At 62.7% G+C, this 22,387-nt stretch carries 17 protein-coding genes; 10 read left to right on the top strand and 7 right to left on the bottom strand.

Annotation, left to right across the window (positions count from 1 at the left end; translation table 11 throughout):
• Positions 1-4 precede the first annotated feature (4 nt).
• Positions 5-751, top strand: a complete 747-nt coding sequence (locus FIV42_RS18990; protein ID WP_222615266.1) for an ABC transporter ATP-binding protein — start codon at positions 5-7, stop codon at positions 749-751.
• Complete coding sequence (locus FIV42_RS18985; RefSeq protein ID WP_141199215.1) at positions 748-2,205, top strand: ABC transporter permease; 1,458 nt, start codon at positions 748-750, stop codon at positions 2,203-2,205. The genes FIV42_RS18990 and FIV42_RS18985 overlap by 4 nt, the downstream gene beginning before the upstream one ends.
• Before the next feature lie 25 nt (positions 2,206-2,230).
• On the opposite strand, the gene FIV42_RS18980 is transcribed toward FIV42_RS18985, so the two are convergent.
• Positions 2,231-3,448: a hypothetical protein gene (locus tag FIV42_RS18980; RefSeq protein ID WP_141199214.1), complete on the bottom strand. Its 1,218-nt coding sequence runs from the start codon at positions 3,446-3,448 to the stop codon at positions 2,231-2,233.
• Positions 3,449-3,601: 153 nt separating this feature from the next.
• On the opposite strand from FIV42_RS18980, the gene FIV42_RS18975 reads away from it, so the two are divergent.
• Positions 3,602-4,594, top strand: coding sequence for a hypothetical protein (locus tag FIV42_RS18975; protein ID WP_141199213.1), 993 nt, complete (start codon positions 3,602-3,604; stop codon positions 4,592-4,594).
• 66 nt (positions 4,595-4,660) lie between these two features.
• Entirely contained in the window at positions 4,661-5,464 is an 804-nt protein-coding gene (locus FIV42_RS18970) for a GNAT family N-acetyltransferase (RefSeq protein ID WP_168210764.1), read from the top strand.
• A gap of 39 nt (positions 5,465-5,503) precedes the next feature.
• Here FIV42_RS18970 and FIV42_RS18965 read toward each other — a convergent pair whose 3' ends face one another.
• Positions 5,504-6,319, bottom strand: a complete 816-nt coding sequence (locus FIV42_RS18965; RefSeq protein WP_141199211.1) for an alpha/beta fold hydrolase — start codon at positions 6,317-6,319, stop codon at positions 5,504-5,506.
• Between the two features lie 355 nt (positions 6,320-6,674).
• Here FIV42_RS18965 and FIV42_RS18960 point away from each other — a divergent pair, with 355 nt between their 5' ends.
• From FIV42_RS18960 to FIV42_RS18945, 4 genes are all read left to right on the top strand, one after another.
• Entirely contained in the window at positions 6,675-7,568 is an 894-nt protein-coding gene (locus FIV42_RS18960) for a hypothetical protein (protein WP_141199210.1), read from the top strand.
• A 98-nt stretch (positions 7,569-7,666) separates the two neighbouring features.
• The gene (locus FIV42_RS18955; protein WP_141199209.1) at positions 7,667-8,242 is read left to right on the top strand and encodes a polyhydroxyalkanoate synthesis regulator DNA-binding domain-containing protein; all 576 of its coding nucleotides are present in this window, start codon (positions 7,667-7,669) and stop codon (positions 8,240-8,242) included.
• Positions 8,243-8,363: 121 nt separating this feature from the next.
• Positions 8,364-10,283, top strand: coding sequence for a zinc-ribbon domain-containing protein (locus tag FIV42_RS18950; RefSeq protein ID WP_141199208.1), 1,920 nt, complete (start codon positions 8,364-8,366; stop codon positions 10,281-10,283).
• Between the two features lie 11 nt (positions 10,284-10,294).
• A complete protein-coding gene (locus tag FIV42_RS18945) occupies positions 10,295-11,170 on the top strand; it encodes a hypothetical protein (protein WP_141199207.1) in 876 nt (291 codons plus the stop codon).
• Positions 11,171-11,235: 65 nt separating this feature from the next.
• Here FIV42_RS18945 and FIV42_RS18940 read toward each other — a convergent pair whose 3' ends face one another.
• Complete coding sequence (locus FIV42_RS18940) at positions 11,236-12,612, bottom strand: phosphomannomutase/phosphoglucomutase (RefSeq protein ID WP_141199206.1); 1,377 nt, start codon at positions 12,610-12,612, stop codon at positions 11,236-11,238.
• Positions 12,613-12,756: 144 nt separating this feature from the next.
• The gene (locus FIV42_RS18935) at positions 12,757-13,467 is read right to left on the bottom strand and encodes a hypothetical protein (RefSeq protein ID WP_141199205.1); all 711 of its coding nucleotides are present in this window, start codon (positions 13,465-13,467) and stop codon (positions 12,757-12,759) included.
• A gap of 472 nt (positions 13,468-13,939) precedes the next feature.
• Here FIV42_RS18935 and FIV42_RS18930 point away from each other — a divergent pair, with 472 nt between their 5' ends.
• Both FIV42_RS18930 and FIV42_RS18925 read left to right on the top strand, forming a co-directional pair.
• Entirely contained in the window at positions 13,940-14,902 is a 963-nt protein-coding gene (locus FIV42_RS18930) for a transposase (RefSeq protein ID WP_168210763.1), read from the top strand.
• Positions 14,903-15,287: 385 nt separating this feature from the next.
• Positions 15,288-17,132 carry a hypothetical protein gene (locus FIV42_RS18925; protein WP_141199203.1) on the top strand — a complete coding sequence of 615 codons (1,845 nt, stop codon included), beginning with the start codon at positions 15,288-15,290 and terminating at the stop codon, positions 17,130-17,132.
• Between the two features lie 11 nt (positions 17,133-17,143).
• Here FIV42_RS18925 and FIV42_RS18920 read toward each other — a convergent pair whose 3' ends face one another.
• Genes FIV42_RS18920 through FIV42_RS18910 form a run of 3 tightly spaced genes read right to left on the bottom strand, consistent with a single transcriptional unit; the run spans position 17,144 to position 22,315 of the window.
• Complete coding sequence (locus FIV42_RS18920) at positions 17,144-19,522, bottom strand: penicillin-binding protein 1A (protein WP_141199202.1); 2,379 nt, start codon at positions 19,520-19,522, stop codon at positions 17,144-17,146.
• A gap of 12 nt (positions 19,523-19,534) precedes the next feature.
• Positions 19,535-20,974 carry a hypothetical protein gene (locus tag FIV42_RS18915; RefSeq protein ID WP_141199201.1) on the bottom strand — a complete coding sequence of 480 codons (1,440 nt, stop codon included), beginning with the start codon at positions 20,972-20,974 and terminating at the stop codon, positions 19,535-19,537.
• A 33-nt stretch (positions 20,975-21,007) separates the two neighbouring features.
• A complete protein-coding gene (locus FIV42_RS18910; protein WP_141199200.1) occupies positions 21,008-22,315 on the bottom strand; it encodes a UDP-glucose dehydrogenase family protein in 1,308 nt (435 codons plus the stop codon).
• Between the last annotated feature and the right edge of the window lie 72 nt (positions 22,316-22,387).

Here is a 22,387-nt window from a genome sequence, read left to right as displayed (position 1 = left end):
CGCTGTGGATATCTCCATTACCGACCTTTCCAAGCATTATGGAAAGGGCCAAGGCCGAACGCGGGTGCTCAGGGACATCTCCCTGAGCATCCGCTCCGGCGAATTCGTCTCCATTGTCGGAACGTCTGGTTCCGGCAAGACCACCCTGTTGAACATCATGGGCGGGCTCGACCGTAACTATGAAGGCGCGGTGCGTCTGGACGAGCATCGCCTCGAAGAACTCTCCGACAAAGAGCTGTCGCGGCTTCGCAACCGCAAGTTCGGCTTCGTCTTCCAGCAGTTCAACCTGCTCGACCACCTGACCGCAGGCGAGAATATCAGCCTGCCGTCGTATTTCGGCGCCAAGCCCGACTCGACCGCGCCCGGCGCCGATGAGCGTGCTCGCGAGTTGCTCCAGAAAGTGGGCCTGGGAGACAAGACGGCCGAGCGCCCTCCCCAGCTCTCCGGCGGCCAGAAACAGCGCGTGGCCATCGCCCGCGCGCTGTTCCACCAGCCGAGAATCATCTTTTGTGACGAACCCACCGGCAGCCTCGATCGGAAAACGGGCCTGCAGATCATGAAGATCTTTCAGGACCTCAACCGTGAGGAGCAGATGACCCTGGTCGTCGTCACCCACGAGGAGCATATCGCGCGCATGGCATCTCGCATCATTCGCCTCGAAGATGGCGTGCTCGTCGCCGATGAGGCTAACGAGCCGGTCCAGCCCGACGAGCTCGGCGTCTTGAGCATTGGAAACGAGGGGACGCTGTGAGAATCAACAAGCTCGTCCAACTGGTCAGCCAATCGATTCGGCGCAACCGCCGCGATTTCTTATTGTCGAGCATCGGCATCGTGGTGGGCATCAGCACGCTGCTGTTCTTCACGGCGCTTGGGAGCGGCATCAAACAGGTCGTGCTCGAGCGCATCTTCGTGGTGCGCCAGCTCGAGGTCGTCAAAAAGACCTTCGACGTCGCCGGGATGCGGACCGAAGGGCTCTTCGGAGGCAAGTCACTCGACGACAAGACCGTCGAGCGCTTCGCAGGTGTCGACGGCGTCGCCGAGGTCTACCCGAAGATGAAGCTCACCTTTCCCGCCAGCCTTCGCGGCGGCAAAAGCATCTTGGGCCGCGACATGGTCGCCGAGCTCATCGCCGATGGCATTCCGCCCCGGCTGGTCGACGAGGAGCTTCCGGGCAAACTCGAGTTTCGCGACTGGGGCCAAGAGCTGTCGTGCTCCGAGGCGGCCGACTGCCCGGGCGGGCATAGCTGCTCGGCAGGCGTATGCGAGCCCAAGGCATGCTCGGGCGAAAATGACCCGGTCTGTGGCGGCAAATCGTACTGCCACGAGGCGTCGGGACAGTGCCAGATGCCCATCCCGGTCATCGCCTCGCCCAAAATGCTCGAGATCTACAACGGCAGCTTTCAGACCGCCATGGGGGGCGCTCGGGGCGTGCTCTCCAAACTGCCGAAGCTCTCGGAGGACGCGCTCGTCGGCTTTCGCTTCGACGGCGTCTTCGGCAAGAGCTTTATCGGCAGCGCCGCGCGCGGAAAGCGCGTGACCTACCGCATGGAGTTCGTCGGCTTCTCCGACAAAGCCATCGACCTGGGCGCGACCATCCCCATCGGCTACGTCCAGCGCCTCAACCAGCGCTTCGGCAACCAGGACGACAACGGCGAGTACCACTCCATCGTGGTCGAGACCGAGAGCAACGAAGTCGTCCCACGAGTGGCCAAGCGCATCGAGGAGATGGGCTTTGCGCTGTCCGACGAGTACGAAGACGCCCAGCGCGCCGGCCTCCTGATCATGCTGCTGACGCTGGTGTTCAACTTCATCAGTCTGATCATCTTGACCATCTCGGCGGTCAACATCATGCACACCTTCCTGATGGTCATTTTGGAGCGGCGCCAAGAACTCGGGTTGATGCGTGCACTGGGCGCCACCAAGGGCGATATCCGCAAGCTGGTCATCAGCGAAGCGACCGTCTTGGGCATCTTCGGCGGGCTGGCAGGCCTCGTGTTGGGCGGTTTGGTCATCAAGCTGATCGACTATCTCTTCGCCACCCAGGTGGGAGAGTTCCCCTTCAAGCCCGAGAGTTTGTTCGTGGTGGAGGCGTGGATGATGCTCGGCGCGGTGGGCGTGGCGGTGGTCTTCTGCTGGCTCGGCTCGCTCATCCCGGCGTTTCAGGCGAGTCACGTGGATCCGGCGCGAACGTTGTCCGGGCACTAGTGGTGTGACAACGGCGGATGGGGGGTCACCGCGAACCCGAACGCCTCAAGCTCTCGAAGATCTCATCCTTCAACGGCTCCAGCCGCTCCAAAATCGACGGCGAGTCCTCCGAGCCTTCGCGCCATTCTGCGCGCACGCCCGGGGCAATCTCGATAACGGTGTCGTTTCGCCGGCAAATGCCGGATGTGAGGAGCACGTCGAGTAGCCCGGCGTCGCCCGCTGCGGCAGCGTGCGGATCCTCGACACCCGCAAGATGCGGCGGCGCGTCGACCGGCTCCAACCCCAACTCGAGGGCCAATGTGCCGAGCGCCTCGAGTGGCGCTCCCAAATCGGTCTCGTGGAACCAGAAGCGAATGCCGTACATGTCGTCGGTGATGCTCGTCAGCGGGCGGTCGAGGGGGTCGCGAAGCGCCAGAAAAGCGCATGTCATCGTGACATAAGGCACCGCGAGCACCAGAAGCTGGCGCAGATCGCGCCCCCCGCGCATGGCGATCCCCTGGGTGACGTCGTTGATCGGCACCGACCCGAACCACTGGGTGTTGGGCTCGACCTGCCAACTCGCACGCTTCCAATGGGCGCGCTCGAGTTTGTGCGCCTCGTTGGCAGTGAAGCGCACGACCTGCTCGGGAAAGCCGATCTGCATGCGGTGGCGCACGCCCAGATGCCGCACGGCCAGTGCGGTCAGAAAGGACTCGCCCTCGAACTCGAGCGCCGGATGGCGCCGGTCGTCGAGGACCTCGCCACTCTCCCATTCCACCCGAGAGGGGCGATAGGCAGCCTCCAACAGACTCGCAAGTGAAGATGCTCGCCGACGTGCGGTCGACTCGGAGAGCTCGGTCGCCCGCTCGATAGCGCGCAGGCAAGCATCTCGCGTGCTCAATTCGCGGCCCTCGTCGAGCGCCTGGCGCTTGTGCTGGTTGGCCAATTTAATGACGTCCTTGCTGAATACCGCCCGGCTGAACAGCCGCCCGCGTGCCGAGACGCTGTCGGCGAAGAGCGACCCGGTCTCGGTGGGCTCCCACTCTCCTTTGCCCTTCGGGCGCACAAACCCCAGCCAGCGTGCGAGGTCGCCATAGTAACGCACGGTGCGCGCATCGACGTCGAGCTTGTCGGCCAGCGCATCGACCGTGCGCACGCCCGCCTCGACGGCCTCCACGAACACGACCAGCAGGTGAATATTGTTCGCCTGCGGCACCTGAGCCTGGCCGCCCAAAAGATCGAGTTGTCCGTCCACTCCGCTCATAGACGCCACTATAGCGCAAAGCGCCCCAGAGATCCTGCCCCGCACCCTCGACTGTTACATCTCGAGCGTCTGTGATACTTCTTCTGCGTGAAAAAAAGCACAGCGAATGGCGCTCTCGAGCGCTCGGACGACAGATACATCGAGGAGATATCCATGGGTCGCGCTACCACTCGAAGCTTCCGCGGGATTCGCACCGCGTCTTTCCTATTGGCCGCCGGCATGACCGTGTCGGCTTTCGGCACCGGCTGCACCAGTGAGAAAGAGAAGGCGATGAACGCCATCACCAAGGCGGTCGAAGAGTGCCGTAAGGCCGAGCCGGAAGGACGCTTCTACAAAGTCGAACTGTTCGACGACAAAGCCGACGAGATTCTGCACGTCGCCTGCAGCGAAGAGGTCGACAAGTTCGAGATGACCAGCGATGTCAGCGCCCACGCCTTCACCGGCCCGGTGCGCTGGGGTGTGCGGGTCGACAAAGAGACGGGCCTGTGGACCCTGTACGGCGCCGAGTGGTCGAACCTGCAGCGCGCCCGGAGCGCCCTCAAAGACGGAGATCCCTCCGAGGAGTCGCTGGGCTACGCCGCCGAGCACTTCGCCAAGGCGCAAGAGGAGATGCCCTCGAGCGCGTGGCTGAGGTTGCGGCGTCTGGAGTCGGTGCTCGATCTGCGCATGAAGACGCGCAAGGCGGACACCCCCAACCCGGTTTCGATCGGCGAGGACGCCCAGAAGGTCTACAAAGAAACGATGGCCTGGGCCAAAGAAAGCGACGATCTCGACACGCAGGTCGAGGCGCAATACCTGGTCGTCAATCACCTCAACAAGTATCTGGGCCGCATCGACATGGTCTTGAGCGCGGACGGCTCGAGCGACGAGTGGCTCATCAAGGCCGCCGAGCAGGCCGAGAAAGATGGCAACGCCGAAAAGGCCGCCGAGTATCGCAAAGAGGTCGAAGAGACGCGCAAGAAGCGCGAAGAGACCCACAATCTCTTCACCGAGCGGCGCAAGAAAGCTCAGGCCCTGCTTTGCGAGGAAGCCTCGAAGCTGCAGCCGGCCGGGGTGGAGAACAGCGATCTGCAGCAGCAGGTCGTCGCGCTCAAGAGCTCGCTGGACTGCATGAAGAAAGCGAAGCCGGTCGCCGACAGCGAGTAAGGCGCTCCGATGAAGCAGCACAGGGCCGGCACCTTGCCGGCACGCCGACGACTAGGGAGGAAGGCCGTGACACGCAATCGACATATCGCCAGCCTCGGTTTTCGCCTCGAAGAGACACGCAGCATCGACAAGGTTCGCCCCCTTTTGCGGGCCAGCGGAGTCGAGCCGCTTCGAGAAGCTGCGCAGGCCGGCCCCTGGGAGCCGTCGACCTACCTGGTCTCGTGCACGGCCGCCGGGGGAATCTCGGCCTGCGTGGGTTGGACGCGAAGTGACGAATGCATCGTGCTCCACTCGCTGGCCGTGGCCTCGCCCTCGCGCGGAAGCGGCATCGGCGCCTCGCTGCTGGCGACCGTGCTGGGCGAAGCGATGGACGACAAGCCCGTCGAGGCGATCTATCTGACCACACGCTCGGCCAAGCGCTTCTTCGCCGATTTCTCCTTCGAGTTGGTCGAGCCCGACACCATTCCCTACGGCGTACGCGCTCACCCTGCGTTTGCTCACGCACCGTCGGGCTCCTTCCCGATGGTGCGACGCTACAAGCCCCAGCAGCCAGGCCTCGACCAGTGCGCTTTTCGGCTGATTCACAACACGACCGACAAGGCCACCCTGCCGCCCGGCAGCGTCTTCTTGTTTCGCCAGTCCGGCTCGACCCTCGAGGCGCAGTACCGGGGCACCCCGGTCAAGCGCGGCCACCTTATCGGCGCCATCAAGGGCGAGCAGATTACGTTCCGCTGGCATCAAGCCTTGGAGAATGGGGAGCTTGCCAGCGGCAGCGGCAAGATCATCGTCAGCGAGCTCGACGACGGACGCCGCGAGCTTCGTGAAAAGCTAGGCCAAGACCCCGGCGAGTTGTTGCTTCGCGAGGTTTGAATTAGTGGTCTGACGCCCACTCGGAGAGCCGGCGAGCACTCAGCCGCGGATAAAGCGGTCCAAGATCCGACTGAATTCATGGGGGGAATCTTCCATCGGGCAGTGACCTACGCCTTCGAGCACTTCGAAGTGCGACCCGTCGATCATCGACTGGAGCACCTTACCGGTCTCCAAGCGCAGGAAATGATCTTTGTCGCCCCAGATTATGAGCGTGGGGTGGTCGATCTGCTCGGCGCCGACCAGGCGGTCGGGCTCGCGCACCAGATCGGTGCCGATCGCTTTCATGAACCGGAGCCGCTCGGGGTCGCGAAAGGGCTCGACGTACGAGTTAATCTCCATGCTGGTCATGCGGCTCTTTCGCCACTGAATCGGCTCGTAAGCACGCATCCCCAGCGGGCTGGCGCCGAGCTTCGCCAGGCGAAACGGCAGCTTCTCGACCACCCGGTGCGTCCATCGAGGCACCCCGAGACGAATCCCCGGGCTGACCAGGGTGACCGTGGCCACCTCGGACAACAACGTGCGGTGGCGCGCCGCCATAAAGGTAACCAACGCCCCGAGCGAATGGCCCACGAGGTGAATGCGCTCGGCGTCGATCGCGGCCAGAAGCTGCTCGAGCCACCCCACCATCCCGTCGACTCGTGGGCCGAGCATCTGCGAGCGAAAAGTCTGGTCGCGCCCGTGGGCCGGAAGGTCGGGGATGATCAGGCGATAGCGCGACGCCAGTCTCGGCACGACCTTGCGGTAGGCCATCGAGTGGGCCATCAGGCCGTGGAGTAACACGATCGTCTCGCGGTTCTCCCAACCGGCCTCGAGCCAGTGAAATGACTTCCCGTATCCAGGCGCGGTGCGGTACACCGAACGGATCGGGAAGGGTCGCGGGGCTGTCGAATAGGTAAGAAACACGGGTTACTGCATCCGTGGCCGGTACAACTCAATTCCGGTTTAACGGGCTAAGGGTGCATCGACAATCGCGAAATGTAAAGAAAAGGGATGAGTCCGCCTCGAACGACTCCGTTATTAATTGGACCCGTGAGGCGCGATGCCCTATCATCGGCACAGATGACGCACCAATGCCGACGCGCGGCCCTCCCTCAAACTTGACGGTTTTAGGGGGCCTTGTTAGACCTTGCGGGTCTCTATGACGCGTTTGCCGAATGTTATTGTGAGCTTGATGTCCGGTGCGGCATCATCTGCGGCCGGAGGTACTTGTATGATGCCCAAGATGCAACGCGTATTTGCTGTATTGGTAGTCGCTCTGGCGACTCTGTCGGCTCTGCCGGCGAGCGCCGCCGAAAATGACCTCGTGTTGTCACGCTTCGGCACGTTCCAACGGTTCCAGAACGACTGCACGAACGCCTGTGGCGTGGTCGAAAAGGACACCGACGCCTTTCGGGCGCTGGCGCGTGACATGGGCCAGGTCCTCGCCCCTCGCTTCCTCAACCCGGCCGAGACGCTGGGTGAAGCGGGCTTTGCGGTCAACCTGATGACGAGCCTGTCGTTCATCGACAACGAAGCCGACTACTGGCAGACCGCCGTCGAGGACCAAGACCCCTCCTCGTCGCTGTTCACCGCCCACCTCCAAATCCGAAAGGGCCTTCCCTTCTCGTTCGAACTCGCCGCGGACATGGCCTATCTGTTCGCCAGCGAGATGTTCAGTTTGGGAAGCCACGTCAAGTGGGCGCTCAACGAAGGCTTCTATTATTTCCCCGACATCGCGGTACGCGGCACGGTCAACACGCTGTTGGGCTCCGAAGATCTCAACCTGATCAACGCAGGTTGGGATATCTCGATCTCGAAGGCGTTCGACATCTCCGGCGTCATGTCGCTGGCCCCGTACGCCGGTTACCAACAGCTGCACATCATTGCCTCGAGCCGCCTGCTCAACGCGTACCCGCAGGATCCGCGCCCGCCGCAATTCGACGACGATCCCTCCGACGGCAACGAGACATTTTCGCCGGAGTTCGTCTTCTCGCAGAACCACGAGGCGATCAATCGCTTCTTCGTGGGCACCCGGCTCAACGTGTGGATCATGAGCTTTTCGCTCGAGGGCGTCCTTGCTGACAACGTCACCCAGCTTACCTTGTCAGGTGGGGTTGATTTCTGAGACAGAACGGGCGAGCATCCGGCGGAATGCGCGTCTGACGACGCCGAAAAGTTCCGCCGCACTCTCTCGAGCAGTTCCCGCATCGCCCAAGCCGACTCATGACGAAAATCATCAAGCGCTATCCCAACCGCAAGCTTTACGACACCGACCAGAGCGCCTATGTGACCCTCGACCAGATCGAGGAGATGGTCAAAGCCGGCGAAGACGTCAAGATCGTCGACAATACCTCCGGCGAGGACATCACCAAGGCGACGCTCGCCCACATCATCTTCGAGCAGGAAAAGTCGAAGCAGAGTATGCTGCCGCTGTCAGCACTGCGCGGCATCATCCAATCGGGCGAGGACTTCATCAATCGGTTGCAATCCCCTGTGACTCAATTTCGCGACGAATTCCGCCGAAAAGCCGAGGCGATCGAGGAAGGCGGCAAGGCCGTACGTGACTTCGTCGACTCGACTCAGCGCTCCATCGACGAGATGCAGCGGCGCATCGACGATCGCCTGCGCGATGCGGTCGACCAGCTCACCCACATCCCCGAGATGAATCGCGACATGCATCAGCTCGAACGTCGTGTGATCGACCTCGAGCTACGCCTGGAGCGACTCGAGCGCGACCTGCGTGCCGCCCAACCCACCCGTCAGCCGACGGTGACCAATCCCCACGAAAACTTACCGTGATGACGACGCCGTTCGTCAGGTGCCCCCACTGAAGTTCCTTGGAAAAAGAGCCTCGTCGGTAGTACAGTTGTGTCGGAACACCTAGATATCCGAAAGATCCGCAGCTTACCGAGGTCGCTTCATGATTGTCCGGTGCCCCGAGTGTTCGACCGGTTTCAAGCTCCCCGATGATCGCGTCTCTGAGAAAGGCGTCAAACTGCGCTGCTCGAAGTGCAGCCATGTCTTTCGTATCCGCGCGAACGACGCGGGCGAGACCGAGATCTTTTATAACGACGGGGATCGCGAGCAGAACGAAGCGCTGGCAGCGCAGGAAGATTCTGCTGACGCGCAGCCCGAGGAAAACGAGTGGGAGGAGGCCGAGCACACGCAACTCGGCCGCCCGATGGCGGCACCGGGAAAGCCGGCCTCCGACGAAGACGACGAGGCGGTCGACCCAGACGAAGGCAACAAGACCCAGTTTGGCATGCCCGCAAAGGCCGAGGACTCGGGGAGCGTCAAAAAGCGCTCGAAGAGTGCCTCGTCGAATTACAACCCATTCCCGCACGCCAATCTCGATCTCAAGCCCAAAAAGGAGAGCGTGTTGAGCAGCCCTTCGGCCGACGAAGAGGCTGAAGAGGCCCCGGCGACCGACGCTCCTGCAGTCGAGGAACAAGCGAGCGAGGACCCAGCGGGCGAGGAAGTCGCGAGCCAGGCGCAAACCGAAGAGCCTGAAGACGACCTCGGCTGGGGCGAAGAAGCGACCCGGGTAACCGACCCCGACAATCCGGATGATCCGTTCGCGGGCGGGTTTGATGACGAAGAAGCGGCTGGAGACGACGATCCGTTCGGAGGCGCGTTCGACGAAGGAGACGACGCTCCTGCAGCCCAAGCTCCTGCCCAAGCACCGGCGGCGGCTCACGCTCCGCCCGCAGCAACACAAGGTGCACCGGCGGCGACTCAAGCTCCGCCGGCGGCGGCTCAGGCTCCGCCCGCAGCTCAGGCGCCTCCGGTCCAACAAGCTCCGACGCAGTCACCGGCTCCCGGCCCGGCCGCAGCCGCGCAGGCGTCTGCCGCCGTGGCCCAGGCGGGCGCGCAGCCGGCGGCGCCGGCAAATGCCGCGCCGCAAGAGCGAGATGCCGACTTCTGGGCTCAAAAAGACAGCCCCTACCGACCCGAGGAAATGGTCGACCCGAGCTTTGGTCAGGACGGCCCGGCATTCGATCCCGAGCAGGGCGTGGTCCGAGAGCAACCCGCGGCAGCAGCCAAGCCCGCCGCGGCCAGCAACGCACCTGCGGGCGCTGCCCCGGCGCGTGCACCGGCAGCCAAGCCCGCCGCCCAGCCGACCCCCCAGCCTGCGGCGTCGCCCTCCCCGTCGACCCAAAATGACGGGGGATGGGAAGTCGACGCTGTCGACGAGCCCATTGCCCCACACACGGTGGGCGGCTCGGGCCTGCAGAAATTCGCCAACTTCACGCTCATCGCCCTTCTGATCGGCGCCGGCTTTGTGGGTCTCATCGCAGGGCTCAGCGGAGGATTTGTCGACTTCAAGCGCTTCTCGCACATGCTCTCGGTGGCCTTCGAGGGCGCCGAGTTCGAACCACGCGAGGAGTGGAAAACGGCCGCTGCTCCGGTTGCGGCTCCGGCGCCCGAAGAGCCGATGCGTTTCGAGGGCGTGTTCGCCACCCCCGTCGAGCTGGGCAAATCCGACAAAGTCATCTTGGTGCGCGGCAAAGTCGAAAACGTCGACCAGACCGGCTACGGCGATGTCGTCGTGCGCGGCATTTTGTACGACAAGAACGAGCGGGTGATCGCTCAAACGAAGGCGCCGCTCGGAGCTCGGGTACTCCAGTCCCAGATCATCGAGCAGGGCTCGGCCGATGCTGCCAAGTCTCTGCTGCCCGAGAGCGCGGCCACGTTGGCGAGCCGGTCGACCGAGCCGTTTAGCCTCATCTTCACCAACGTTCCTGCCAAAGCCTTCAAGAGCCCGGACGTCAGCTATCGGGTCGAGATCGCTGAGAAAACGCCGCAAGGAGGCGAAGCCGCCGCGGCCACGACCAACTAGGGCACCACGCCATGAGCGACGACTCTTCAAAGACGCCCGAACTAAAAAGCGCCGAACTGGAAGGCGCCGAACAAGATACGGCCGAAGACTATCGGCCGGCTGCCGACGGGTTCGACGAACTCCACGAGGCCTACACCGCCCACCTGCACCGCATCGAGCGGCTCCCCGAGCTCGACATGCGCGTCGCCGCGCTCGACGAGGCGATCCGCCAGCGCACCTCCGAGGAGGCTGCCTGGTGGCTCGACCAACTCATGCGCGGCGCGCTGTGGGGAAAATCGCCCGAGATCGATGCGATGATGGCGTGTACTCTTTGGCTCGTGCGAAAACGCCTCGACGACGACTATGACCTGCTCAAAAGCATCTTCGAGGCCGCTCACGCCGATGAGCGCAAGGGAGTCATCGCGATCCTGCGTGACCCACCGCCTCATCAGGCGCTGCCAAAGGGAAAGAAGCTTCCCGAGCCCAAGCTCGACCTGGGGCGCGACGTCACCGTCGGCGAGAAACGCCAGATGGCACGCGGCAGCAACCGGCTCGTGATCGAGAAGCTTCTGCTCGACCCGCACCCGTTGGTCGTCGAGCAGATCCTCGACAACCGGAACCTGCGTGAGCAAGACGTGCTGATGATCTCGTCACGACGCCCGAACACCCCCGAAATTTTGCTCAAGATTGCGCTTCACAAGCGCTGGTACAAGCGACGTGAGGTGCGCCACTCGCTGGTCATGAACCCGTACAACAGCACCGGCGTGTCGCTCAAGCTGTTGCCCACCCTCGGCATCCACAAGCTTCGCCAGGTGCGCAACTCGACGCACCTGCACCCCGTCATCAAGGAGACGGCCGAGATGCTCGTCGAGTTGCGCGAGGAGCGCACCGCTCCCTGGCGAGTTTGAACCTTTCGTGCGAGGGCTTGTAGCCCTTCATCGGGAGGAGAGCGAACGGCCCTCGCACGGGCCCCTTATCCTTTCAACTCTTGCTTGGCACGCTCGATCGCCTCTTTGAGTTCCTTGAGGTATTTGTCGCGGTCGTCGGCCGACTTCGCTTCCACACGTACGACCAGTACCGGCTGGGTATTGGAAGCACGCACCAGTCCCCACCCGTTGTCAAACTTGACGCGAACGCCGTCGATCGTGTTGACCTCGTGGTCGTCGGCATACTCCTTGGCGACCACTCCGGGGATTTCGAACTTGAGCTTCTCGTCGCAATCGAGGCGAAGCTCGGGAGTGGCGAAGGTCTCGGGTACACCCTCGAGCAGTGCGGAGAACGGCTGATCGGTCTTCGACAGAATTTCGAGCGTGCGACACGTGGTGTAGAGAGCGTCGTCGAAGCCGAAGAAGCGATCATTGAAGAAGATGTGCCCGCTCATCTCGCCGGCGAGTTCGGCGTCGGTCTCTTTGATCTTCGCTTTGATGAGGCTGTGACCGACCCGCGCCATGATCGCCTCGCCGCCGTGGGCGTCGATGTCGTCATAAAGCGTCTGGGAGCACTTGACCTCGCCGATGATGGTGGCGCCGGGGATCTCTGAGAGCAGCGCCCGACTGAGCACGATCATGAGCTTGTCGCCCCAGATGGTCTTGCCGTTCTCGTCGACCACGCCGATACGGTCACCGTCGCCGTCGTAGGCGATGCCGAGATCACAGTTCTGCTCGCGCACCGTCTCGATCAGGTCTTCGAGGTTCTCTTCGACGGTGGGGTCCGGGTGGTGGTTGGGGAACGATGCGTCGGGCTCGGTGAAAAGCTCGACCACCTCGCAGCCGAAGACCTCGCGCACCAGCCGCGGTGCGGCCACCCCGGCGACACCGTTGCCGCTATCGAGCGCTACCTTGAAGGTGCGCTCACCCGGCTCGATGTCGTTTTTGACCCAGTCGACATACTCGTCGATGAGATCGGGGTACTCGCGCAATTCGCCCTCGTCACCTGAGGCGAAATCACCCGCCTCGGCGATCTCACGAAGCTCCTGGATGGCCTCACCGTGCAGCGTGTCGGTGCCCATCATCATTTTGAAGCCGTTGTACTCGGCGGGGTTGTGGCTGCCGGTGATTTGGATGGCGCCGTCGAGCTTGTGGGTGTGCGCGGCAAAGTAGACCAGCGGAGTGGGCACCATGCCGAGTTCGATGACGTCGATGCCGCAACTACGAAGTCCGTCGGAGAGCCCCTTGAAGATGCGGTCGCTCGAGCCGCGCGCGTCGCGACCGATGCCTACGCGCAGACCTTTGCCAGCCTGACGGGTTAGCTTGGTGCCGAAGGCACGGCCGATTAGGCCGACCGTCGCGTCGTCGAGATCAGTTTCGGCGATGCCGCGAATATCGTACTTGCGGAAGATGTCCGGATTCATTTGGTGGCTCCGTGATGTCAGAATTTTTTAGCCTCGGGAGTTGCCCACGAGGATGCATGAGATGCGCACTGTTGGCAATGTCGACGCCAAAGGTGTTTCCGCAGCGTCAAAAAGCAACTTGTGGAGGAGAACAGCTCGCCACGGTCAGCACTGAATATGGCGAGGAAAACGCACCTGGAACCACCAGGTGGCCCATTCAGACGGAAGACAAAACAGGCGGCGGTCGAAGTCGAGGACCAGCCAGGCGCTGAGTTCGTCGCGATCGACAAGTTGGCGATAGAGATTGGCGTCAATCTCGAAACTGGCCTCGGCACGAGTGGGAGACGGGCGGCAAATCTCGACCTCCGAGTGCTGTCTGGCCGGCAGCCGCACAAGTTTGGCGCGTCCATTTTCGAGCACGGTGGTGCGTAGTCTCCAACTGGCAAGGTGGTCGAGCAGATCGATCTGAAGCGGCGCATCGTGCCCCTCGGAGCGTTGCTCGATGGCAACCTCGAGCACAAGGCGGCAGTGCCGCCAGTGGAGGTGGGCGCCGCCACAGAGGCGGACTGTCGGAATTTCGTTCAAGTAGACCGGCAGGGTCGGGATTCCGGCAGGCCGACCGGAGGCACTGGTCGTGTAGGGGAAGGCCAACCATCCGGCGTCGAGCTTCTCTCCGGTGTGCACGATCGCTAGGGCCTCGGCGTCGGAGTACATCGAGTAGCCGCAAATCCCGATGCCCGCCGTCGAGTGAGACTCGACCGAGTCCACAATCGCCTGGGCCGTGCGCTCACAGTCGAACTGCTGAAAGGCCAGCTGGGTGCGGTCGGCAATCATCCTCCGCACGGTCTGCCCGTCGGTAGCCAACAACTCCGGCACGAACCCGTCGAGCGCAGTAGATTGATGGTGGCGCCGCCACAAAAAGTAGCGAAAGTCCTCTGAGCGTAGGACCACGGGATGTTGGGACGGAGCGTGACTGGGCACTGATACTTCCTGCGACGTTACCGTTCACAGTGTCAACTTAACGGAACCGCCACGGCATTGCCACATCTTCCACCACGACTGACACGCCGCCCACACGGTGTCTGACACCATTTCTGCAAACCAGCCACACGGTGTCTGACACCATTTCTGCAAACAGAAAATCCACCCCGATCTCGCCCCACCCCCGAGACGGTGTCAGACACCGTGTGGGTTAGCTTTTATGCGCGTCACAGCGCGATCGGAGAGCCGATCTTCTGCCGCGTCTCCGCAAAAAAATTTGCTCGATCACGCAACGAATCGCCCCCTTTTGCCGAAAACCGTAATGAGGGCTGTAGACGAACCTTCATCTACTCACGGAGCACGGCACATGGGACACCCGCTGCGTAACCAAGAAAAAGACGCCATTTACGAACTCGGCAACCGCACGCTGCACCAGATCTATGCGCTTCTGCCCGAAGAGCAGGTCAACGCCATCATCCTGGGGCTTTTGGCCAAATACGCCTGGATGTATGGGGTCGAGATCTTCGCGTTTTGCTTCATGTCCAACCACTTCCACATCCTGGCGCGCTGCCGCTCGCTGCAGATGCACCTGTTCATGCGCGACTTCCAGAGCCAGCTGGCCAGAAAGATCAACAAGTTACGCAACCGCACCGGCACCTTCTGGGAGCGCCGCTACACCGCGACCAAGGTCCTCACAGACGAGGCGATGCTCCAGCGTCTGCGCTACATCGTGTGCAACCCAAGTGAATCGAACCTCGTGCACCACCCGAAGCAGTGGCCAGGGCTGTGCTCGTGGGACATCCACACGTCTGGCGAGCCCATGGTGGGCGAGGTGGTCAACCGCAAGACGTACTGGGAGGAGAAGCGCAAACGGAAAAACAAGGACAAGACCGAAGCCGAGCTCATCGAGATGGCCACCGAGCGGTATGCCCTCGAGATGGCCAAGCTGCCGCAGTGGCAGGGCCTCGACGACGAGGCTTATCACCAAAAGATCGTCGACGAGTGCCACACACACGCTGGGGAACTAGCCAAACTGCGCACCGTGCCGTGCCCTGGGCCAAAGAAGGCGCTCAGTGTGAAATGGAGCGATTCTCCGAGGAAGCCGAAAAAGGCGCCTCGGCCCCTGTGCCACGGCGGCGATTTCAAGCAGCGCCAGGAGTACCGCGAAGACCGACGACTTCTCGTCGATCGGTACCGAACCGCAGTCGGCAGGTGGCGCGAGGGCAAGTCGGAGGTCGAGTTTCCCGACGGGACCATCCCACCGGGCCACCAGTTCTGCGTGGGCGGCAGCTGCAGTATTCGGCGCGAGCCACCGTCTCACCTCAACTGAGGCCCCCCAATTCGCTGTCCCAGCCTTTGTACCCCCACTCGCGCCATTAAACCGGAAGCGAGCGCGCACATATGCGTGCTCGAATCTGCGTGCTCCCCGTACAGTACAAAACGCCCCGCCCGACAAGGACTCTCAGTCCCCTAGGTTTGGACGCAATTGCAACCAGAGGCTACTGCCAACTCAATCGGCCGCCCCTCTCCCCACGTACACCCCCTCCAGATCCAGCCCAGAAGGCCATCTGAGCCACTTCAACACGGTGTCTGACACCGTTCGGTTGGGTAATTGCGGTGGCGCGAAAATTGACGTCGGCCGCCTCACGCCGTATCCCAGTAATAGCGGTCGAATTCGTCCGCCTCCTCTTCCAGCTATGGTTCGACTCATGTCGATGAGATATTACGTCTTTTTCGCTGCCGCGCTCGTGGCGTTCGCCGCCGCCTGCGAGACATCCAAGCCCGAGCGACCCGAGACGTCGACGTCACCCGCCGAAGCTGCGGCGCTGAGTGAAGATGAAGCAACCCGGCTGGTCGCTCGTGCCGAGACGCTGCGCGACCGGACCTTCGAGCGCAAGCCCGAACTCGTCGCCGTCTCCTCCGCCGATGACCTCGGCTCCCCTCCGGCTCTCCCCCAGCCCGTCGCCACGGAGCGACGACTCCTATTGGAGCAACTCTTCGGCGTCGACTCGACTCCGTCCCAAACCATCGCCACCCCGCCGTTTCGAGACCTCGCTCGTTACGATGCCGAGACGAACCGCGTCCTGTACCTTGGCGGACACACTCGCGCCCCACAACGTGAAGCCGCGATCTTGGCTGCGCTCGTCGAGGGTATCGACGCCCAGCACTTCGACCCGATGCCGACACCCTCCTCCTGGGATGAGCATCTGGCGGTCGCCACAGCCCAAAACGCGACGGTCTCTCTGGCGCTCACGCACCACCTTCTCGACGCCCACCACCCGGAGTTGGACGTGACGCTTGTGACCGACCGCCCCGCCCTCGCGACTGAGTTGCCGGTGCTGACTCAGTGGCTGCGCGCGACCGGTGCCCAGGACGCAACACCAACCGTCCGGATTCGCGCCCGCGAGCGCGCACTCCTGCAGCGTGAAGGCTGGGCGCTCGCTGCAGCGTTGTATCGCAGCAGTGGCTGGTCGGGCGTGGAACTCACCCGACTCATGCCGCCCAAGCGCTCCTCAGACGTCGTGCGCCCCGACCAGTGGATGGGCGGCGAGCCCGTGGGCGATTGGACTTGGCCTGAAGACGCGAAGCCCACCCAAGCGGGGCTCGTCGGACCTTCGATCGCGGCGATGTGGCTCGAGGACGTGATCGATCCACGCCTGGCGCGCACCGTCTACGCCGGGTACGTCTCCGACGCCTACCGCGTCTTCGACGCCACAGAGGACGCCCCGGCGCGCTTCGAATGGCTGTCATTGTGGGACACCCCAGAAAGTGCACGGCAGGTCGCGCGCGCCTTCGAGAAGCGCCTGCGTCAACGTTTCGCCAATGCCAAAGATGCAGATGCGCACTTCGTCGTGTTCCAGCAGGGCCTCAAAGTCGGCGTGCTCCTCTCCAAAGAGCCGGGCGCCAAAAAGCGCGAGCGCGCCCAGCATCTACTCGAGTCGCACACAGTCAAACTGACACCGCGACAGGGCCTGCCCACGAGCTTCGAGCCCACGCGCCGCGACGAATTGGTGCAGACCATGCAAAAGGCGACCCTCGATGAGCGTGTCTGGCGAGATCCGGCCACCGGGCTCGAACTCGATTTGTCGATGCTCGGCGACGACTGGAAGGTCCAGCAACCCGATCACGGGCCGGTACGCTGGTTTGCGCAGCACCGCGACGGCTCGTTGCTTCAGCTAACCGTCGAGCTCGGCAATCCACTCGGCCCTGATTTCGCCAGCGACGCCTACCGCAAGCGCCTGGTCGATGCGCTGCAAGCGACCGTCCAACAGGCCAAGCTCGAAGAGGTGGCCCCTACCGACCTGACACCCACACGCGGACTTACGGTGCGTGTCTCCGGAAATATCGACAAGACCGCGCGCAAGCTACAGCTGTGGCACTTTCGCCGCGACGACCTCATCGTGTCGTACAGCTTGCAAGCAATGCCCAAATCCTTCGAAGCCCATCGAAAGCTCGCCGCCTCTATCCTCGACCGCGCCGAGACGTTCGAGAGCGGAACGCCGGCCAAACAATCCACACCCGGCTCGGGCACGATCGAGTACGAAGTTGAGGACGAATAGGTCCCCAGCACCTAAAATTCGTGAATCAGCGAGTCGATTTGCTCGGCCTGACGCGTTCCCCGCGTTGGCGCCAACTCAGTGGGCGCGCTGCCCTGGATGAACGGGAGCTCGACGCCCGGCTCTCCCGGGCGGCTGCGCAGCCCTGTTCGCGCATCAATGCGGTGCTGCACCACGCGCTCCGGTGGCTCAAGCTGCCACAACGCAGGCGCCTCGACGACATAGTCGCCGTAGAACCCCTCGAAGACTGGCATGGCGACCGTGGCTCCGTGCTCGCCGTTTCCAAGGGCGCGCTCATTTTTGTCGCTTCCAATCCAACTGGCCGCGGTCAACTCGCCGTCGAATCCGACAAACCAAGCATCGAACTCGTTGGTCGTGCCGGTCTTGCCTGCGACTTGCCACTCATCAGGCAATTCGTGGGCCGTGCCCGCGGTGACCACACGGCGAAGCAACCGCGTGATGATAAACGCCACCTCGCTGCTCACCCCCGAACTCGCAGGCTTGTCGACCGAAGCGAGGCGATCGAGACGCGCGGCCGTCGACCAATCGGGTGTTGCGAAGTGCTCCCGATCTACCAACACGTCGCCCGCCCGGTCACGGATATGGGCAACAGGTGAGACATCGACAATGCGCCCACCCCGCTGAAAGGCGGCATAGACCGATGCCATCTCCACAGGACGCACACAGCTCGCCCCCAGTGCCACAGACGACGTGGTGTCGAGTTCGGAACGCACGCCCAATTTTCGCGCCCGCGCCACCACGCTCATGCGCCCCAGATACTCCATCAGGTGCACGGTGGGGATATTTCGACTCCACGCCAAGGCGTCGGCCAAGATCACGTATCCCTTGAAATCACGATCGGCGTTCTTCGGCTGCCAAATGGTGCCGCGGCCGGTCGCAAACTTCTTGGGCAGGTCGGCGAGCATGGTCGCCGCGGTCAATCCCTGCGAAATCGCTTCACTGTAGACGATCGGTTTGAAGACACTTCCCGGCTGGCGACACCCCTGTTCGGCGCGATGAAAGATGCTTTGGTCGGCGTCGAAACCGCCAACCGATGCCCACACGCCGCCGGTGCGCGAGTCGATCGCGACAAAGGCGCCCTCGTAAGATGGCGGTTGCACGAGCGCCCAGCCGTCCTCGCCACGGCGCACGGTGACGAGGTCGTTGGGCTGCAAGATATCGCGCAGATCCTCGAGTTCGGCTGGACGCTTATAGTGGCGATCGCGCTCGGCCGGTGCGGCCCATTTGGCCTGCCCCAGCGCAAGAGAAATCCTCTTCTCGCCTGTCGCGCGGAGCATCGCCCGCTCCCGCTCTACGGCGACGACGCGCGCCAAGACGTACGCGGCATTCGTCGGCTGCTGCTCGAGCCGGGAATCGACGGCCTCTGCATCCAACGCCCGACCGAGCGGGCCGCGCCACCCTTGCCGGCGGTCGAGTGCCTCGACGCTGGCGCGCACACTCCTTCGCGCACGCGCCTGCCTGACCGGGCTGTGGGACATGACCACCGTATACCCGCCTTCTGCCCACGCCTTGTCGTCGAAATGGCGCTCGAGCGCCCTCAGGGCGCTAGACGCAGCATAAGGCATGCGCTCTGGCTGCACGTCACGCTGGGACACGACCTCGACCGGCCTTGCTACCTCGGATCTTGCACGTTCCTCGGAGAGTAGCTCCAACTCAGCCATGCGACGAAGCACTGCGTCACGCTCACTCTTCGCTCGCTCAGGATCCGCGACCGGATTGTACCGACTCGGAGCCGGCAGCAGACCCGCCAGCACAGCAGCCTCGGCCACCTCGAGCTCGCTTGCGGACTTGCCGAAATAGGTCCAACTCGCCTGCGAGATGCCGAAAGCGCCTTCACCGAAGTACACGGTGTTCAGGTACGTCTCGAGAAGCTGTGTCTTCGAATATGTGGCCTCGAGGCGCCGGGCGATCAACAATTCTTTGACCTTGCGCCGAAGTGTCTTCTCTCGCGACGCAAATCGTTTGGCGAGTTGCTGGGTGATCGTGCTCGCTCCCTGGACCGTGTCGCCTTCGCGCATGTTCGCCAAGAAGGCTCGAACAATCGCCTTGGCATTGTACGCGTCATGCTCGAAGAACTCGGCATCCTCGGCGGCCAGAAACGCGCTGATTGTCACAGGAGACAGGTCGTAGAGCTCGATTGGTCTGCTGGCACGGCGCCCAGCGAGGCGCCATCCGGTGCGTGTCTCGACGGCGCTCGGCGAAGACGAGACGAGGCGCTCCAGGTCTGGGGTCTGCGGCACTTCGTCAGCGAGTTGGGCGAGGTAGTAGCCGCCACCCGCAGCGAGCAACACCGGCAGCCAGATCGCCAGCACGACCAATAGCCGCAGGGGCATCAACCATAGACCGCCGGTACGTTTGGAGAATCGGTCCATCGCAGCGCCGCTCTAAAAACCCATCGATGCGCCCAAGCCCACATTCCAGTCGTCGATGGTCTGATACTGCCCGTTGTCCGCCAGACGCCACATGCGTCCATAGGTGCCCAGGGCGAAGACAGGCCCGTAAATTCCAACGCGCGACTCGGCGACCACCAATGCACCGTCGAGGTCGAGGACCTGAGAGAACTCGTCGAAATTCTGCTTGTGGTAGAAAAGACCCAGCTGAACGGTCTCGACCGGACGGGCGGAGGCTCTAAAGCGTACGGTTTGATTCGCCGGGCCTTGATGATCCGCGTACGTGGCCGTGACGCTGAAGAGGCGATGCATGCGCGCGGTGATCGATCCCGAGAATCCGTGCGAGGCCCCAGCGTCAATGCTCGCGGCCGCGCGCACCTTCGGCGCAGGCAAGTTCAGCCCCCAACCTTTGAATTGGTAGCGCTCGATAGCATAGAGCGGGCCTACATAGTCCGGAAGGTAGTTTTCGCCGACCCGGCGGTACTCGAGCTTCGAGAGAAACTCGAGTGATTCGTTCGGACGCACACTGATGAACGTGCCTGCGTGCAATCCCGAGCCGAGACTGGTGTGTCGCACATAGTCGGCATACGGGACCACCCCGACATGCTCGGAGTCGAGAAGCGTCACCTCGAGGTCAACACCCAAAAGGCCGGTCGCCTGATCTTCGGTCACCACCGGGTTATACGTATCGTCGACAGCGGTTCTGCCGCTCGTGGTGTCTGCGGCGGCGAGCTTGGACGGTGCATTGACGTCCGACACGACAGTCGCTCCGACAGCCACACGCGATAGAATGCTATCGGTGTCGACGAAGGACCACGGATGAACGAACGCGCGCCCTCCCACCACAGACGGCGCGATGACGTCGTCGAGCAGCATCTCGAAGCCGCCGTAGACAGTGTTGACGGTTCCGGTGACGCCAAGATGGTAATGATCGACGGTGACGACGTTGTAGAAGTCGCCTACGACGGTGCCATGACCCAGCGAGACCGGCCCGAGCTCTCCGATTTTGGCATGAAGGGTTTCGGTGGGGTGCCCGTACTCGACGGTGCGAATGACGCGCAGATAGTCGCCCGGCTCGTCCCAATCTGCACGCCGAAGCAACGTGCCTTCACTCGGCGTGGCGTCTTGGACGCGAAGGCGCAGCGGGGCCTGGGCCGCCAGACGAAGCTGGGTCTGGCAACTTTCAGGCTCTCGGTCTTCGTCACAACCAATTTGCGCAAGCTCGAAGGTGTAGCCGAGCTTGAGTCGCAAGTTTAGAAAGCTGTCTTCGCCCAACTGGCCATAGCCCATCTCGACGGCAGCACCGCCGCGAACAGCCTCTTCATCCGAAGCCGCCGTCTCCGGCGGCGAGACTGCCAACACCACGGCGACTACACAGACGGCGGCAAGCCTTCTGGCCGTGACGGTCGATTTGTGACGGCTTCGCTTTGGCACAGCGTACTCGAACTCGGGCTCGACTGATCGATTTTAGGGACGACCCACGCTGAAGTAGTCGAAGCCTCGCTCGCGCATTTTGTCCGGCTGGTACAGGTTGCGCCCGTCGAAGATGACCGGAGCGCTCATCAGTCCCTTGAGCCGATCGAAGTTCGGGCTGCGGAACTCTTCCCACTCGGTGAAGATGAACAACGCATCGGCATCCTCGAGGACCGCGTAGTCGTCGTCGGCAAACTTGACGGCGTCACCCAGATCCGCCAGGTCGCGGCGAGCATTGTCAATGGCCTCCGGATCGGTCACGGCAACTTGGGCGCCCTCTTCGACAAAAAGCCGAATATTGAGCAGCGACGGCGCTTCGCGCACGTCGTCCGTTCGAGGTTTGAAGCTCAGGCCCCATACCGCAAATTTCTTGCCCTCGAGCGAACCAAATTTCGCCTTCGCTGCGTGATACAAGCGGAGCTTTTGCGAACCATTCACGTCGCGCACCGCGTCGAGAAGCTTGGTGTCGATGTCGTTCTCTTTGCCCAGGCTGGCGATCGCGCGCACATCCTTGGGAAAGCAACTGCCGCCGTAGCCCACGCCCGGATAGATGAAATGCGGCCCGATGCGCTCGTCGAGGCTCATACCGGTGCGCACCTTCTCGACGTCGGCGCCGACACGATCGCAGATGTTGGCGATCTCGTTGATGAACGAGATTTTGGTCGCAAGCATCGCGTTGGAGGCATACTTCGTCATCTCAGCGCTGCGTACGTCCATGTAGACGATACGCTCACTGCGGCGCATGAACGGCTTGTACAACTCGCCGATGGTCTCAGCGGCCTCGCGGCTGGCGCAGCCGATGACGACGCGATCGGGCGACTGGAAGTCGTTGATGGCGGTGCCCTCTTTGAGGAACTCGGGGTTGGAGGCCACGTCGAAGTCGTGCTCGGTCACCGAGGAGATCACCTTGGCCACCTTGTCGCATGTGCCCACCGGCACTGTACTCTTGCAGATCACGATCTTGTGACCGTTCATGTTCTCGCCGATCTCTTTGGCGACAGCGAGCACATGCTTGAGGTCGGCAGATCCGTCTTCGTCGGGCGGGGTACCCACCGCGATGAACACAACGTCGGATTCACGCACAGCCTCACCGGTGTCGGTGGTGAAGCGAATGCGACCGTCGGCTCGGTTGCGTTTGACGATGGTCTCCAAGCCTTCCTCGTAGATCGGAATACCGCCGGCGTTGAGGAGTTCGACTTTGGCCGCATCTTTGTCAGCGCAGATGACTTCGTTGCCAACATTGGCCAGACAAGCCCCCGTTACGAGACCTACATATCCGGTTCCAACGACTGCGATCTTCATTCATAACCTCCGCAAAGTATGCTACTAGGTGGCAGCCAGCCGCTGCGACGTGGCCGCCAACGCTACGTGGAT

Source organism: Persicimonas caeni (genome assembly GCF_006517175.1).
GTDB classification, from domain to species: Bacteria; Myxococcota_A; Bradymonadia; order Bradymonadales; family Bradymonadaceae; genus Persicimonas; species Persicimonas caeni.
This window is presented reverse-complemented; position numbering and strand designations above follow the sequence as displayed.

What these genes read in the sequence shown, in the direction of transcription:
- FIV42_RS18980 (WP_141199214.1), bottom strand. Translation starts at nt 3,448, where the DNA reads ATGAGCGGAGTGGACGGACAACTCGATCTTTTGGGCGGCCAGGCTCAG.
- FIV42_RS18975 (WP_141199213.1), top strand. Translation starts at nt 3,602, where the DNA reads ATGGGTCGCGCTACCACTCGAAGCTTCCGCGGGATTCGCACCGCGTCT.
- FIV42_RS18960 (WP_141199210.1), top strand. Translation starts at nt 6,675, where the DNA reads ATGATGCCCAAGATGCAACGCGTATTTGCTGTATTGGTAGTCGCTCTG.
- FIV42_RS18955 (WP_141199209.1), top strand. Translation starts at nt 7,667, where the DNA reads ATGACGAAAATCATCAAGCGCTATCCCAACCGCAAGCTTTACGACACC.
- FIV42_RS18950 (WP_141199208.1), top strand. Translation starts at nt 8,364, where the DNA reads ATGATTGTCCGGTGCCCCGAGTGTTCGACCGGTTTCAAGCTCCCCGAT.
- FIV42_RS18945 (WP_141199207.1), top strand. Translation starts at nt 10,295, where the DNA reads ATGAGCGACGACTCTTCAAAGACGCCCGAACTAAAAAGCGCCGAACTG.
- FIV42_RS18940 (WP_141199206.1), bottom strand. Translation starts at nt 12,612, where the DNA reads ATGAATCCGGACATCTTCCGCAAGTACGATATTCGCGGCATCGCCGAA.
- FIV42_RS18930 (WP_168210763.1), top strand. Translation starts at nt 13,940, where the DNA reads ATGGGACACCCGCTGCGTAACCAAGAAAAAGACGCCATTTACGAACTC.
- FIV42_RS18925 (WP_141199203.1), top strand. Translation starts at nt 15,288, where the DNA reads ATGAGATATTACGTCTTTTTCGCTGCCGCGCTCGTGGCGTTCGCCGCC.
- FIV42_RS18920 (WP_141199202.1), bottom strand. Translation starts at nt 19,522, where the DNA reads ATGGACCGATTCTCCAAACGTACCGGCGGTCTATGGTTGATGCCCCTG.
- FIV42_RS18910 (WP_141199200.1), bottom strand. Translation starts at nt 22,315, where the DNA reads ATGAAGATCGCAGTCGTTGGAACCGGATATGTAGGTCTCGTAACGGGG.